We start from the raw sequence: 14409 nt of genomic DNA on the forward strand, positions 1-14409 counted from the left end.
AAAGTGTCAGATCTAAGGTTCATTCAAGACATTTATATGACCCTCAAAATCTCCTAAATTCTATTTCTTTATAACAACAAGAGGCTGCCAAAACTTTTTGGACAGTCCTCTTTTTTATTTTACAAAAAAAGCGGGCCGAAACCCGCTCCTGTTGAATACCAATTATTCATTTAATTTATTTTTCTCCAGCCATTTCGGGTATTCCTTGGCTAAAAGCTTTTCTGCAAAATCACCAAACCAGCTGTATCCGTTTCGTCTTTCTTCTGAGACTTCATTATAATTGTATTTTACACTTCCGTCGCGGTCTCCAAACAAAGGTCTATTGGTATGGATATCATAAAACCTTGCCCAGATCACGGAATTTTTATCTTCAGCCAATACTCTTACCGCTTTTCCGTTCTGCTTGGTAACATTGTAGCTATACCCTTCTATTTTATTTTGCCTGAACCATTGTATAGCAGCTTTGATTGATTTTTCAATCTCAGAAGTTACAGGTTGCATCATTAAAAACCTTATAATTCCTACGGATTCTCCGGTGGCTAATGAAATGGGTTCGAAAGCCCTTGCCTTATCCGGCTGCAGTGTAATCTCATGATACTGATCTGCCCAAATGGAAGGAACTCCTTTCTGAAGAACCTGAGTTTTTAAAATACACCCAATTCCTTTTTGTACGGCAATTTTTGATTTTTCTTTTAATGATGAGGAAACCACATCAAAATTATTCTTTCCTTCCGCAGTATTGTAAAGAACTGTCAAAGCGTTGACCATCGCATTATCATTATAGGTCACCTGCTTTCTGTAGAGCCCTGAATTAGGGTAATACTGAGGAAAACCCCCATTATCATACTGCATCAGAATGAGGTAACTGATTCCTTTTTCCGCTGCTTTTAAATAATCCGGATTTTCGGTTATTGAATACGCTTTAATCAACGCATTGATCTCTCTTGAAGTAGCATTGTTATCAATTGTTGCGTGATCATCTCCTGTTGATTTTATCTTTTTTAAAAGAGTTTTATCAATGGTGAGATTATAATTAACCACCGATTTATCCTGAAGCTGTTTTCCCCAACCTCCATTGGGAAGCTGATACATCAGCATTTTCTCCGCTAATGTATCTTTCACTTGGGCAGAACAGTTAACCGCCAATATCCCTAATGCAAATGTGTATATTTTTAGATTCATTTTTTATTATTTAAAATTAAGCTGAGCATTTCACTCTAAAACACTTCCACCCTACAACTCTCAAACCCTCAAACCCTCAAACTCTCTCACCTAATAACTTTCACCACCAATGGTTTCGCAATAATTTCCGACTGTTTCTGAAGCAAATTCTCCCAATCTTTCCGTGTCTGAACCTGTCCGCTTTTCTGCCACGCAAATCCGGCATAATAGGTTAAGACTTTTGAAGGCTTCGTCACAACATACAGATTACTTTCATCAGGAACATCAGAGGTGAAGGCAAGTGATTTTTCAACAATTCTGGGATCTATTACAATTCCTTCTCCTACAAATGCATCATCTATTTTTTCCCAGTGAAGATAATAGCCTTGTTTATTATTCAGCTGAGTTGTTCCTTCATTTTTATGCAAAGTAATTCCTACAGTAAAATTCGGAACAGGTTTTCCTGTTTCAAAAGTGGATTCAAATTTTGAAAAGTTAGAACCCAGATCTAAAGAAATTCTTTTGGTTTCTTTCACTCCGTATTCACTCCATGGCTGGTAGGTAAGTTCAAAAACAGTTCTTAAAGGACCTTCGGCAATGGTTCTGGATGTTATAAAATTCTGGGAGGTCTGGAGCTTTTCATTTTCCCATATTCCGATTCCGCCCGTTCCACGGCTGTTTCCTACATGATAGGGATCGTAGCCCTCACCTCTTGTATCTTTATGGTAATACATCGGATCTGTAAGATAACCTTTGTACCATTTGTTGATAACAGGCAGATCCGTTCTTTTCAGCCAGATGTCTACACCGCTTGAAAGAGTGCTGCTTTTTATTCCCTGTAAAGCTTCCTGCTGACCTTTCGGACCGTATACCCTGAAAGCAACCTTATCATTTTCCCAGGCATAATCATCTACTCTTTCAGGAACCAGCCTCGAATAAGTAGAAACCCTGCTTTCCGGAATCTGTCTCTTTCCGTCTGCTACAATAGTATAAGTATCTGTTTTTCCTGCACCAATATTCGCCTGAAAAAGTAATTCTTCCCCCTTTCCATCACCATCATAATCAATCCATTGAATGGGAATCCAGTTTCCTTTTGCATCTTTTATTCGAAGGTCTTTTTCAGTATGCTTACTTAAAAATGATTTCAATAAAGTATTGGGAACGGTTACCACTTCATTTCTGGCAAAACCCGAAGGATTTGTAACCTGAACAGTACTTTGAGCAGATAAAAATCCGAAAGCAATGCAACCGATTGCACAATTTAAGCCCCGAAAGGCAGCTTTTGATATCAACATAAATTTAATCAATTAGTTAATTGACCAAAAATATAAATAATTTGCTAATATTTCACTGAAGTTCGCTTAAATTTTAAAGATTAAATCCATAAGAATCCCTCTACTTCACAAAGTATTTTCAAATCTGCTGATTTCAAGTAAAACTTAAAAATATCCGCTACTTTTTATTCATCATTCAATTTTTATCAAATTAAATTGTACATTTGTTTTTCTATTATGCAAAAATTTCTCAGAGTCTTTTTTGTTTTTTCCTTACTTCTGATATTTGTTTCAAATGTCAGCGGGGTAACTACATGTCTTGATCATGCCAGGCACGCCAAAAGTAAAGTGATTTATAAAAAAGGTTCAAAAGAAGAGAAAATTCCTACCTTTTCCCAGGATGACGAATGTCAGTGTGCTCTTCATATGCATATGACTAATATTCTTCTCCCTGAACCTTTAAATCTGGATTTTGCTATCGACACTACTAATGATAACGAGATGCCACAGCCGAAAGCCATTTCATATCGTTGTCTCCTCGATTTTTTCAGCTCCAGAGCTCCCCCATCCACATTTTCTGCGGTAGCTTAATCTATGCTGCCCTGATATTTCGTTTACAGATTTTTTAGTCTGTATTGTAATTCCGTGGATACCTGTGTCTTCACACCAGTAAGGATATCCTTTTATTAATGGGCATTTTCGATGTCCGTACATCCCTATTCATGACTACCAGTAATTTTAATTATTCGGGAATAATTCATTGTATTTCCCCAAATTCTGTGAAACTTTTCAGTCTGAGTTTCATCACCGCATCGTCATTTCTGTATGCTCAGTCCCGTTCTGAAGATTCTTTATCTACAGTGGTTCAAACCGTTGAGGTTATCGGAAGAAAGTCTAAAGATTATACGTCCGACTACTCTTTTGCAGCCACCAAGATAGCTATGAAAAATAAAGATCTGCCTTTAACGCTTAATACCATTACCAAAGAGCTCATCACCGATCGTCAGGCTTTCCAGCTCGGAGATGTGATGAAAAATGTGAATGGTGTATCTCCTTCCAGCTCTTATAACCAATACAATATCCGTGGGATCAGCCAGAATGAAGAAGGACAGATTATCAACGGAATGCGCACCAGGCAATATTATTTTTTACAACCTATGACTTCCAATATAGAACGTGTAGAAGTTTTCAAAGGTCCGGCAAGCATTACCATGTCCAGCGTAGATCCTGGAGGAACGATCAATATGGTTACTAAAAAACCATTGTCAAATCCCCGTCACGAAATCAGTTTGTCAGGTGGAAGCTTTGAAACTTACCGTGTCACCACAGATCTTACAGGCCCTTTAAATAAGAGCAAAACTTTATTATACCGTTTTAACGGAGCGTATCAGAATGCTCATTCATTCAGGGATCATGTTAAAAACAGTGGTATTCTGATTTCACCTTCTATCACTTTTGTTCCGAATGAAAAAACATCCGTGAATGTGGAAATGATTTTCAATGATCTTTATGGAAACCTGGACAGAGGACAGCCAATTTTCGGAGCAGTGGCAGGAAAAACAGATTTGTACAGCACTCCAAGAAGTCTGAATTTAGGAGCTCCGGATGATTTTTTTAAAACCAGAGAACTCATAATAATGGGAACAGTTGCCCATCATTTTAACCAATCCATCAGTTTTAATGCTTCCTATATGAAGCAATATTGGAGAGAAAACCTGCAGGAGCACAGAACAACCAATTCTTTTGTCCCTGATATGGATAACAAACCGGTTTCCAGCCTTGCCATGATGCAGTTTGTACAGAGAAAACAAAACTGGGCTACAGATAACATTAATGCATATTTTAATTTTAAATTCAAAACAGGATCTGTACAACATCAGGCTTTGATAGGCTATGACAGTCAGATCTGGGAAAAACGCAAAGGCGGACAACAGAATGCGGCAAGAGGTTTTCTTTTGAAGAACGGTTCTGTAGCTTCTTCTTACAATCCAGCAAAAGCTTCGGAGTACCAGACCATTAATTATAATGGAACAATCATTCCAACACCTAATGTCACACCATTTGATCTGAATCCGGGAGCTGTAAATTATCAGGGTACTGATTTTAATACCCTTAATGTGATTACCCCTTTACCTTCTGCTCTTACTACGACTCATGCAGCTTATATCCAGCATCTTTTTACCTGGAAAAAGTTTAAAATATTATCAGGAATCCGTCAGGAATGGTTTCAGGATATTACCCACTTCAAAGAAACCAATGAGACCTCTTTTAACAATAATAAACTGTTGTACAGATTCGGTATTACTTATAGTGTAACGGATCATATTAATATATATGGAACGTATCTTACAGGCTATCAGCCTCAATCCAATACCGTAACACTGATGCCTAATACTTCCAGTCTTACAGGATCTGCAGCAAGATTCAAACCTTTGACTTCTGATCTCAAAGAATTGGGACTCAAAGCACAGTTTTTTGGAAGAATTTCACTGAATCTTGCGGTCTATGAAATCAACCAGAGAAATATTTTAATCAATGCTAATAATCCTTCAGAACCTGATGAACTTGTACAGCGTGGTGCTGACAGAAGCCGTGGATTTGAAGCTGAGTTTTCTGGACATATTCTTCCTCAGTGGCATATTTACGGAGGCTACAGCTATATTGATGCTAAAATACTGGATGACACCAACCGTGATCTTGTGGGGAAAAGAAAGGAAAATACTGCTAAGAATTCGGTGAATATCTGGACACGCTACAATTTTTCAACTATTGAATTCCTAAAAGACTTTGGAATTGGGGCCGGAATGCTTTATCAGAGTTCTAAAGTTCCGTGGTTCACAAGGAGCTTCGAGCTTCCCGCCTATACGACAATAGATGCTGCTTTATATTATACTCCGGCAAAAACTGTTCAGCTCTCTTTTAATCTGAATAACATTACCAACAAAGTGTACTGGATCGGGGCTCAGAACTACTTAAGGCTGTTTCCGGGAACTCCAAGAAATTATTTACTAACTGCTACTTATAAATTTTAAACTATGGCTATTTCAAACTTACAACTGATGGTGAGAAAAACCTGGCAGGATTTGTTTAAAGGAAAACAAAATCTGCTCACCACGATTGCCGTACTCCTTTTTTGTATGCTGAGTATTGGCATAGGATATACAAAATACACGGATTCTTTTTCGAAAATAAAAGAATACCGGAAAGAAGTCCGTGAAAGCTGGGAACATCGACCTGATAAGCATCCGCACCGTATGGCTCATTATGGCTATCTGGTTTTCAGAATCGGGCATCCTTTGAATATTTTTGACAACGGACTGGATGATTATTTAGGAAATGTCATATTTCTGGAAGCCCATAAACAGAATACCGCCAATCTTTCGGAAGCAGGAAGTTCCGGAACTTTAGTCCGATTTGGGGCATTTAGCAGTGCTTTTATTTTGCAGAGTATTGTTCCATTGATTATTCTTTTTCTGGGATTTGGATTAATTGTTCAGGAACGGGAAAATGCCACTTTGAAGATCATCAGTGTGCAGGGAACTTCCGGAAGGGATATTATCTGGGGTAAAATCCTGGGACTCTGGCTGTTTTCTTTATGTTTCCTCATTCCGGTCATTCCTATTGTTTTCATGGCAGCATTCATGTCAGAGACTACTAATACAGCGGATATTGTATTACGCTTATCATTTCTGTTACCTGCTTATATGATCTATTACTTTTTTATCTGCACGTTGACCGTAGTGGTTTCTGCGAATAGTAAAAGTACCTCATCTGCGTTGATCAGCCTTATTGGTTTCTGGCTTCTTTTCATCATTGTTTTGCCTAAAGGAATTCAGTTTGCAGCACAGAATTTATATCCTGCACCTTCCAGAATTGCTTTTGAAACCACTCTGGAAAAAGATATTTTAAAATCGGGGGACAGCCATAATCCGGATGATCCGCATTTCAAAAAAATTAAAGATTCTTTACTGGCAAAATATAAAGTAAAAACCACCAATGAGCTTCCTTTTAACTACGGCGGATTCGTCATGAAGGAAGGAGAAAAAATAAGTTCACAGATTTACATCAGACATCAAAAGGAACTACAGACCATTTACAACAAGCAGCAAAGTCTGACGGATTTTTCAGGACTGATTAATCCTGCCATTGCAATCAAAAATTTTTCCATGATTGCAACAGGTACGGATTTCTTCTCTTATAACCAGTTTCAAAAACAGGCAGAAGAATATCGTTATCAGATGGCTCAGCATCTAAATGATTTGCAGATTGAGAAGATCAGCAATATTAAACCTGAAAACGGCGGGCCGCCTGCTGTTATCGACAAACACAACTGGGAAAAGTTTCCGGATTTTCAATACCGGTATACTCCTGTTCTGGAAAGTCTGAAGAAACAACCCATACCTGCAGCTGCATTAGTTCTATGGATGGCTATCTGCGTTATTGCGATCGAAATAAGTGGAAGAAAATTAAAATTAATCTAAATGAATCGTTATTTATATACCCAATTTTACCGTAACAAAGCCTATATCATTGCACTGCTGTTTTTATTGATAGCCGGACTGATGGCTATTTATACAGGGAAAAAATTTTTAGACAGGAATGAAGATATTATCTCCAAAAGTGGAGCTTTCCAAAAAGAAAGTATAGAAAGGAATACAAAATTTCACAAAGATGATCTGGGACTGGTTCTTTATTATATTAAATTCAATCTGGTGAATGAAACACCCAAACTGGCTGCTTTAAATATCGGAATGCGTGATTTAAATCCTTCTATTCAGGGAGTAACCATCCGAAATCTGGAGGAACAGCGATATAATGCTGATTTTTATAATCCCGCTAATGCAGCAGTTGGAAATTTTGACTTTAGTTTTGTTATTGTTTTCCTTTTTCCACTGGTGATTGTAGCCTTCTGTTATAATCTGGTTTCTGAAGAAGAAGAAAGAGGAACATGGAAACTGCTTTCGGTGCAGAGCGGTAATTTACAAAAGCTTCTGGATCATAAAATGCTCATACGCCTTTTGGCTGTGACGGCTGTTTATCTTGCTCTCATCATTACTGCTTCGGTCTGGATAAAAATACCTTTAGACTCTTCCTATATTGCTTTTATGATCAGCGGTTGGTTGTATATTCTGTTCTGGTTTGCCCTGTGCAGATGGATTATTTCTTTCCGTAAATCATCTGCTCAGAACGCATTAATCCTTTTGATTGTATGGGTGGGAATCAATTTTATTATCCCGATGAGCAGCAATATTCTGATACAGAAACTCTATCCGGTTCATGAATCCCTTAAAGCAGTCATGGAACAGAGAGAAGGTTATCACAACAAATGGGATGAGGCCAAACGTCCCACTATGGAAAAGTTTTACAAAGCCTACCCACAATACAGCAATTTCACTGTAGAAGAAAATGATGCATTCACATGGATCTGGTATTATGCCATGCAGCATATGGGAGATCTTGAATCGGCAAAATCTTCAGAACAGTATACGGAAAAAATGAAGAAACGCAATGAAGCAGCAACCTATTTAGGCTATTTCCTTCCCAATTTACATACTCAGCTTGTAGAAAGTCATCTGGCAAAATCTGATCTGCAGAATCATTTGCTGTATGCTTCATCACTCAAGAAATTCCATGAGAAAAAACGATTGTTCTTCTACCCTCTTATTTTCTCGGGGAAAAATGCTGAATCTATCAACTGGGCACAACAAACCATACAGATATTCACATTCTCTTCACCAGTTAAATGGATACAGATACTTCTTCCCTACCTCATCTTCATTGCTTTATTCATCATCCTTTCACAATACAAATACAGAAAACTATGTTAAAAACGATCAACTTACATAAAAAATACAACGATTTCACGGCCCTTCATTCTCTGAATCTGGAAGTAAAGAAAGGAGAAATTTTTGCGCTACTCGGGCAAAACGGAGCAGGAAAAAGTACAACCATCAATATTCTTCTGGGGCTTATTAAAGCGACTTCCGGAGATGCTTTCATTAATGATATTTCGGTAAAAGAAGAACCACAAAAGATTAAGAAACACCTTGCCTACATTCCTGAAACAGTGCTTTTATATCCTAACCTTACCGGAATAGAGAATCTTGATTTTTTCTCTAAGATTGCAGGTTTTGATTATCAGAAGGATGAACTGGCTGCCTTACTCAAACACACAGGATTGCAGGAAATTGCACATCATAAAGCATTGGGAGGATATTCTAAAGGAATGCGACAAAAAGTAGGCATTGCCATAGCTCTTGCCAAAGATGCAAAAGTGCTTCTTCTGGATGAGCCTACCAGCGGACTGGATCCAATAGCTACAGCAGAATTTACAGAAATTGTACGTCAGCTGGGTAAAGAAGGAAGAACTGTTTTAATGGCAACACATGACATCTTCAATGCAGTAAGTGTTGCCACAAACATTGGCATTATGAAACAGGGAGAGTTGGTACAGAATTTACCTTCCAAAGCATTTACAGCACAGGAATTACAGGAGCTGTATCTGCAAACAATCTGATGATTCCGTTACTTCAGTAAGTAACTTTTCATATTAAATATCAATTGGTTGATGCCCGGTGACGTTTTCGTTGCCGGGCATTTTTCATATCACATTATTTATGTTAATGCTTTCTTGTATTCTGATAAAGCTCTTTCGCGGGCAAAGGTATGCTCTACGATGGGAGAAGGATATGCTGGCGTATTCCATTCCGGAAGCCATTTTTTGATGTACAGTAAATCTTTATCAAATTTTTCTGTCTGAGCCGTTGGATTAAAAACTCTGAAATAAGGAGCCGCATCACAGCCGCTTCCTGCCGCCCACTGCCAGTTTCCATTGTTTGCGGAAAGATCGTAATCGTTGAGTTTTAAAGCAAAGTAAGCTTCTCCCCAACGCCAGTCGATCAGTAAGTGTTTACATAAGAAACTTGCAACAATCATTCTTACGCGATTATGCATAAAACCCGTCTGATTCAATTCTCTCATTCCGGCATCTACGATCGGATACCCTGTAGTTCCTTCGCACCAGTGTTTAAACTCATCTTCGTTATTCCGCCAATGGATATTGTCATACTGTTTTTTGAATGACTGATGAACCACCTGAGGGAAATGATATAAAATCTGCATAAAAAACTCACGCCAGATCAGCTCCGAAAGCCACACCGCATTATGTTTCAGCGCAAAATCAACACACTTCCGGATGCTGATGGTTCCGAAACGTAAAGCAATGCCGAGTTGTGTAGTATGCTGTAATGCCGGATAATCACGAAACTGATCATAATTATCAATAATAGAAGCCTCCAAAGCAGGTTTTTTAAAATCAAAATCCGTTTTTTTGAAACCGATTTCCTTTAAAGTCAGAATCTCAGAATATTGCTGTGGAAAAAGGTTTTTAAAATTTAATTTAACAGATTGATAATGTTCAGGTGTTAACGCTTCCCGCCATTTCTTGGCAAAAGGGGTGTAAACGGTATAAGGAGACCCGTCTTTTTTAATTATCTGGTCTTTATCAAAAATCACCTGATCTTTATAGGCTTTAAAAGGAATATTCTTTTCCTTAAAAAAATAATAGACTTCCTTGTCCCTCTCAATCGCCTGAGGTTCATAATCCCGGTTACAGAAAACCCCTTCAATAGTATATTCTTCAGATAGTTTTTGGAAAATTTCTATAGGTTTCCCATAATAGGTATTGACTTTTGAGTGGTATTTCTTTAATGAAATATTGATATCCGTCAAGGCCTGATGAATATAATCTACTCTGCGGTCCTCTTTATCTTCAAGCCTTTCCAGAATATCGGTATCAAATATAAAAATGGGTAGTACCGGAGCATCAGACTGGAGTGCATGATGAAGCCCGATATTATCCTCCAACCTCAAATCACGTCTGAACCAGAAAAGGGTGATTGTATTTTTCATATTCAAAGATAATTTGTTTATCTTATTGTACGCAAAAATAACTGCATTATCACAATCAGTTTCAAAGACATTGTAAAGTCATATGAAGTAATAAAATAATTTAAATGGCTAATCTATACCTCAGTCAATTTCAAGAGCTATTCTTATGACAAGTTCTTCATTTTCAAACCCAATTCCTTCGTACTCAAAATCAAATTTCATGGATACCTCAACCATCAACATTCCATCTTCAGCGTTTAGAAAACTCAATCTGGTGAGATCTACAGGATTATGACTACTTCTTACATAGACAGAACCATCTGCATACCCTTCTTCCGGATTTACAGGAAACACAACAGATTTTCCGATATAGGCCGATAGTGGTTCCGGCAGTGGAACAAAGTCAAGTTCTATAGCGGTATCCACAATGCTGTTATCAAGAACAAATTTCGAGACAGGAATGGAAATTTTATACAAAGATTCTTCCTGAAGGCGGAATGTTCCGGTTTGGAATTCAAGTTTTTGCACAGAAAACCCATCGGTTAAATCCTTATAATCCTCTATATTACCTACATCATTTCTTTCTTTTGAATAAAATTGCTCTACTTCAATATAGCTTTCCCCTTTTTCAAACTTATTAATAATTTCCTCTGCCCAGGGCGTGGTAGGTTGACCACCATATTTCCATAATATATACATCATTCTATAGTCATCCGCATAAGAACTCCATTCCATAGCAGACTTATCCTGTTCTAAAAGAGTGTTAGGATCAAAGCCCTGTTGTAAAACAATTTCTGCTTCTTCATAATTCTGAAATAAGAGTAAGCGTGAAAATTCTTCTGTATTCATGATTGCAGCTGATTATTTTTTGATTTTCATTCTAGGGAATGATTTAAAACGTTTACTCACTGATGTTAAATGGTATCCATTTTTCGTTTATTTGCTTTCTTTCTGCTCCGGCATTCAATGGCATTTCATACAAATCATTAATGGTAGCATCCAATGTAACCGCCTGTAGTAAGGAAATAACTTTGATATCATCTTCGGTATGATGATCTTCACCACATAGAAACTGCCAATATCCGTCAGAATCATGGGTTACATATAAGATAGGTTTGGATTTATCAAAAACGTGATTACAAACAAAACATGCTGTATTTTTAGTGTCTTTGAATTTAAATTCGACTTCTTTAGAACTGTTTTTATTTTGTCCCGATAGACTGGCTATGCCTAAGGGAAGTAGAATTGTGGTTAATAGTTTTTTCATTGTTTTTAATTGAAACCACAAGTATAAGTAAATATAGTAATTTAACTATGGGGGAAAAGCACATATTTGATCTTAATCTATTTCTACAAATAAGTTAATTCTTCAAATATTTCTAATAATTTCCCGACATTTGCACCAATTTTTAAATGAATAGAACTCAGCAATGGAAGAATTTGAAGTACCGGTAACGTATAAGGGTAAAGAACTGCTTTTCAACGGAAAGCTGGCCACATTCTCTTATGGATATAAACTGTATGTAGACGTAGATGGAACAGAAGTTGTTATTGAACGTGATGATCACGGTGATTTACGGGCTCTCCTTCCGGATGCTGCTTCGGAAAAAAATATAGACAAAGGACTTATTGAAGCCATTATAGAAGTATTTAAAGAACTTCAGGTTTTATAATTGGCTCTGAATAAAAAGTCGTCTCAAAAGTTAAACAATTTGGTTTCTGTCATTCTGACGAAGGAAGAATCTCATTAATAACCAAGCACATGAGATTTTTCATTACATTTTTGAACTACGTTCGCAGATTTTCAGTCTGTTCAGAATGACATCTTGAAGACAATCTCTTTATTCAAAAACTACATAATTTACCTTATCTACACCTGTATTTCCGGTTTTTTCATGATAAGCATACAGAACAAGTTCATAATTTCCCGGAGAATTGATTGTGTGATTTCCTTCAAACAGATTGGTTGAAACTAAAGACATATCAATATTCTTTACCCATTTTCCGTCTTTCTTCAGAATTCCTTTCACTTCTATTTCATCGGAATTCCATACGCCTCCTTTATCAATGACACATCCGCACATCATCACAATATTTGCCTGAAACAGGAAAGGTTTATCTTTAATACTTTTCAGGGCAATATACTGATGGGTTCTTGGCTTCAGAATATCAATAATATACCCAGGAATTTCAAGGATAATTCCTTCCCCCAGAATATGTTTTCCGGGAATCAGCCATAGCTCTGTACTTACCACCGCCTGCGCCTGCTTACTGTTCAAAGGAGAAACCACTTCTATATTCACAAATGTAGGTTCATCAATATCTATGGCAGCCATAAAACCTCCTGTCTGTTCGTCTGCAATGGAGTTTCCTCTGATTTTAGGCGTTTTCATAATCAGATCTGTATTTCCGGTGCTTCCGGTAGTATTTCCTTCTGCCAGAATCCTTTGATTAAGCTTGTTTCTGATGATAATATGAGCTCCACCCAATGAAGTTCCGATAAACTTCGCATCTCTTGCTTTGGCTCTGATCATGATTTTCGTTTCCGTTGCCGAAATCAGATTCGTGGAAAAAAGAAATGCTGTAATGAGAATTAATGTTTTCATGATTGAATTGATTTTAAATATTCCTGTTTAAACCTGTGGTGAAAAGATTCATTTTTTAATTCCTGATCAATATGATCCAGATGCGTGAAAATCGACAGATCTTCTGATAATACCTTCAGAATTGCTTTTTCACAACTGTCCCAGATCTGCTCCAGCTGAGGAAGCATTTCAATAGCTTTGGGAGATAATGAAATGATCTGTTTCCGTTTATCCACATTATCTTTTTTGATGATGAGATAACCGCTTTCGTTCATTTTTTTAACGATAACCACAACTGAAGGATGGGAATATCCCAAAGGCTCAGCAATATCAGTAATTGAAATTTCACCCTTTTTTTGCAGCAGCATAAAAACCAGATACCAATTGGGTTCCACATCAATTCCAAATTCTTTATAAAATTTCCGCACATCATGAGACATCCGGTCACTGATTCTCTTCAATCTGCTATCCAAAGCTTTATATCCTAGTTCTTTAATAAAGTCAAAATCCATCTGGAAATATATTTGCTGTAAATATATAAAAATATAAAGTCAACTATATAGTTAACTTTATATTTTTGAATTTTAATTTAAACCTTTAAAAAACTTTACTCCAAAATTTATTTATTTGAAACTTTTCCTGTATTCTCCGGGAGTTACTCCTCTGTATTTCTTGAACAGCTTGGAAAGATGGCTTTCATCACTGAACTGGAGCTCATAAGCAATCTCACTTAACCTGACACTGCTGTATTTTAGATAGGTTTCAACCAGTTTCAGCCTATAATCCAGCAAATAATCCTGATAAGAAATTCCTGTCTGCTGTTTAAAATATTCTCCGAAATAATTCCCGGAAATTCCAAAATGATCGGCAATAGTCTGAATTCCGGTCTTCTCACGGTCTTTTATATGTTGTTGAATATAAGCTATGATCTTCATAATGGAAAAAGCTTTCCGGTTTTCCTGCAGGTCTGAAGTTTCACTCTGAATGATATTCCGGGCAATCAGGTTCAGAAGGATCGACATGCAATTTCTGATAATTAGATAATCTTCCGCCTTATTTTTGAATTCATTAGCAATTTGCAGAATAAGGGTTTCTGCAAATTGTTCATCATTGTTATTTCTGAAAACGCACCCTGCTCTTGCATGATAATTATGACTGATATATTGTAACTTATACAAATTCTCACAACTTTCAATACGGTCTGCTTCCAGACGGATTTTATCAATAAATTCCACCGGACATTGAATATTGATAAGCTGAGCAGACTCACTTTCAAAGCGATAAACCTCATGTTGTGGAATAATGAAAAGCTTACCTTGAGAAAAATTAATGTTTCGCCCATCATAAGTAAGCGTTCCTTTTCCTTTGACAATATAAATGAATGAGAGAAAAGTGTTTGTTTTAAATACAATCTCTTCTTTCAGTTCTAATTCTCTTACATCAATCTCTTCAAGAGGCAATCCTTTCATGATACACTGTATTTTCCTCCAAAAGTACAA

14 protein-coding genes are annotated in these 14409 nt (G+C 37.0%); 6 read left to right on the plus strand and 8 right to left on the minus strand.

Going from position 1 to position 14409, the window contains the following annotated elements; translation table 11 throughout:
* Positions 1 to 162: 162 nt before the first annotated feature.
* Complete coding sequence (gene pelA / locus NK356_RS17555) at positions 163 to 1182, minus strand: pectate lyase (RefSeq protein ID WP_253317589.1); 1020 nt, start codon at positions 1180 to 1182, stop codon at positions 163 to 165.
* 86 nt (positions 1183 to 1268) lie between these two features.
* On the minus strand, positions 1269 to 2456 hold the full coding sequence (locus NK356_RS17560) for a DUF4861 domain-containing protein (protein WP_253317590.1): 1188 nt from the start codon (positions 2454 to 2456) through the stop codon (positions 1269 to 1271).
* 327 nt (positions 2457 to 2783) lie between these two features.
* On the opposite strand from NK356_RS17560, the gene NK356_RS17565 reads away from it, so the two are divergent.
* The 5 genes from NK356_RS17565 (at position 2784) to NK356_RS17585 (ending at position 8952) form a co-directional block, all read left to right on the plus strand.
* Positions 2784 to 3026 (plus strand): hypothetical protein, encoded by a 243-nt coding sequence (locus NK356_RS17565; protein ID WP_185103709.1) that lies wholly within the window; start codon positions 2784 to 2786, stop codon positions 3024 to 3026.
* Between the two features lie 188 nt (positions 3027 to 3214).
* Entirely contained in the window at positions 3215 to 5467 is a 2253-nt protein-coding gene (locus NK356_RS17570) for a TonB-dependent siderophore receptor (RefSeq protein ID WP_253317591.1), read from the plus strand.
* A gap of 3 nt (positions 5468 to 5470) precedes the next feature.
* Positions 5471 to 6916: a DUF3526 domain-containing protein gene (locus NK356_RS17575; RefSeq protein ID WP_253317592.1), complete on the plus strand. Its 1446-nt coding sequence runs from the start codon at positions 5471 to 5473 to the stop codon at positions 6914 to 6916.
* A complete protein-coding gene (locus NK356_RS17580; RefSeq protein ID WP_253317593.1) occupies positions 6917 to 8263 on the plus strand; it encodes a DUF3526 domain-containing protein in 1347 nt (448 codons plus the stop codon). It abuts the gene before it with no gap.
* Positions 8257 to 8952, plus strand: coding sequence for an ABC transporter ATP-binding protein (locus NK356_RS17585; RefSeq protein WP_253317594.1), 696 nt, complete (start codon positions 8257 to 8259; stop codon positions 8950 to 8952). Before NK356_RS17580 ends, NK356_RS17585 begins: the two co-directional genes overlap by 7 nt.
* Positions 8953 to 9050: 98 nt before the next feature.
* Here NK356_RS17585 and NK356_RS17590 read toward each other — a convergent pair whose 3' ends face one another.
* The 3 genes from NK356_RS17590 to NK356_RS17600 all read right to left on the minus strand — a co-directional run bounded on the left by NK356_RS17590 (position 9051) and on the right by NK356_RS17600 (position 11592).
* Positions 9051 to 10346: a deoxyribodipyrimidine photo-lyase gene (locus NK356_RS17590; RefSeq protein ID WP_034696661.1), complete on the minus strand. Its 1296-nt coding sequence runs from the start codon at positions 10344 to 10346 to the stop codon at positions 9051 to 9053.
* Between the two features lie 120 nt (positions 10347 to 10466).
* Entirely contained in the window at positions 10467 to 11174 is a 708-nt protein-coding gene (locus NK356_RS17595) for a hypothetical protein (RefSeq protein WP_253317595.1), read from the minus strand.
* 52 nt (positions 11175 to 11226) lie between these two features.
* Positions 11227 to 11592: a hypothetical protein gene (locus NK356_RS17600; RefSeq protein WP_034696665.1), complete on the minus strand. Its 366-nt coding sequence runs from the start codon at positions 11590 to 11592 to the stop codon at positions 11227 to 11229.
* A 163-nt stretch (positions 11593 to 11755) separates the two neighbouring features.
* On the opposite strand from NK356_RS17600, the gene NK356_RS17605 reads away from it, so the two are divergent.
* Entirely contained in the window at positions 11756 to 11998 is a 243-nt protein-coding gene (locus NK356_RS17605; RefSeq protein ID WP_047431165.1) for a hypothetical protein, read from the plus strand.
* A 168-nt stretch (positions 11999 to 12166) separates the two neighbouring features.
* Here NK356_RS17605 and NK356_RS17610 read toward each other — a convergent pair whose 3' ends face one another.
* From NK356_RS17610 to NK356_RS17620, 3 genes are all read right to left on the minus strand, one after another.
* The gene (locus tag NK356_RS17610) at positions 12167 to 12931 is read right to left on the minus strand and encodes a hypothetical protein (protein WP_253317596.1); all 765 of its coding nucleotides are present in this window, start codon (positions 12929 to 12931) and stop codon (positions 12167 to 12169) included.
* Positions 12928 to 13422 carry a MarR family winged helix-turn-helix transcriptional regulator gene (locus NK356_RS17615; protein ID WP_253317597.1) on the minus strand — a complete coding sequence of 165 codons (495 nt, stop codon included), beginning with the start codon at positions 13420 to 13422 and terminating at the stop codon, positions 12928 to 12930. Before NK356_RS17615 ends, NK356_RS17610 begins: the two co-directional genes overlap by 4 nt.
* A 111-nt stretch (positions 13423 to 13533) precedes the next feature.
* A complete protein-coding gene (locus NK356_RS17620; RefSeq protein WP_253317598.1) occupies positions 13534 to 14379 on the minus strand; it encodes an AraC family transcriptional regulator in 846 nt (281 codons plus the stop codon).
* Between the last annotated feature and the right edge of the window lie 30 nt (positions 14380 to 14409).

This window comes from Chryseobacterium sp. S0630, assembly GCF_024158915.1.
Lineage (GTDB): Bacteria > Bacteroidota > Bacteroidia > Flavobacteriales > Weeksellaceae > Chryseobacterium.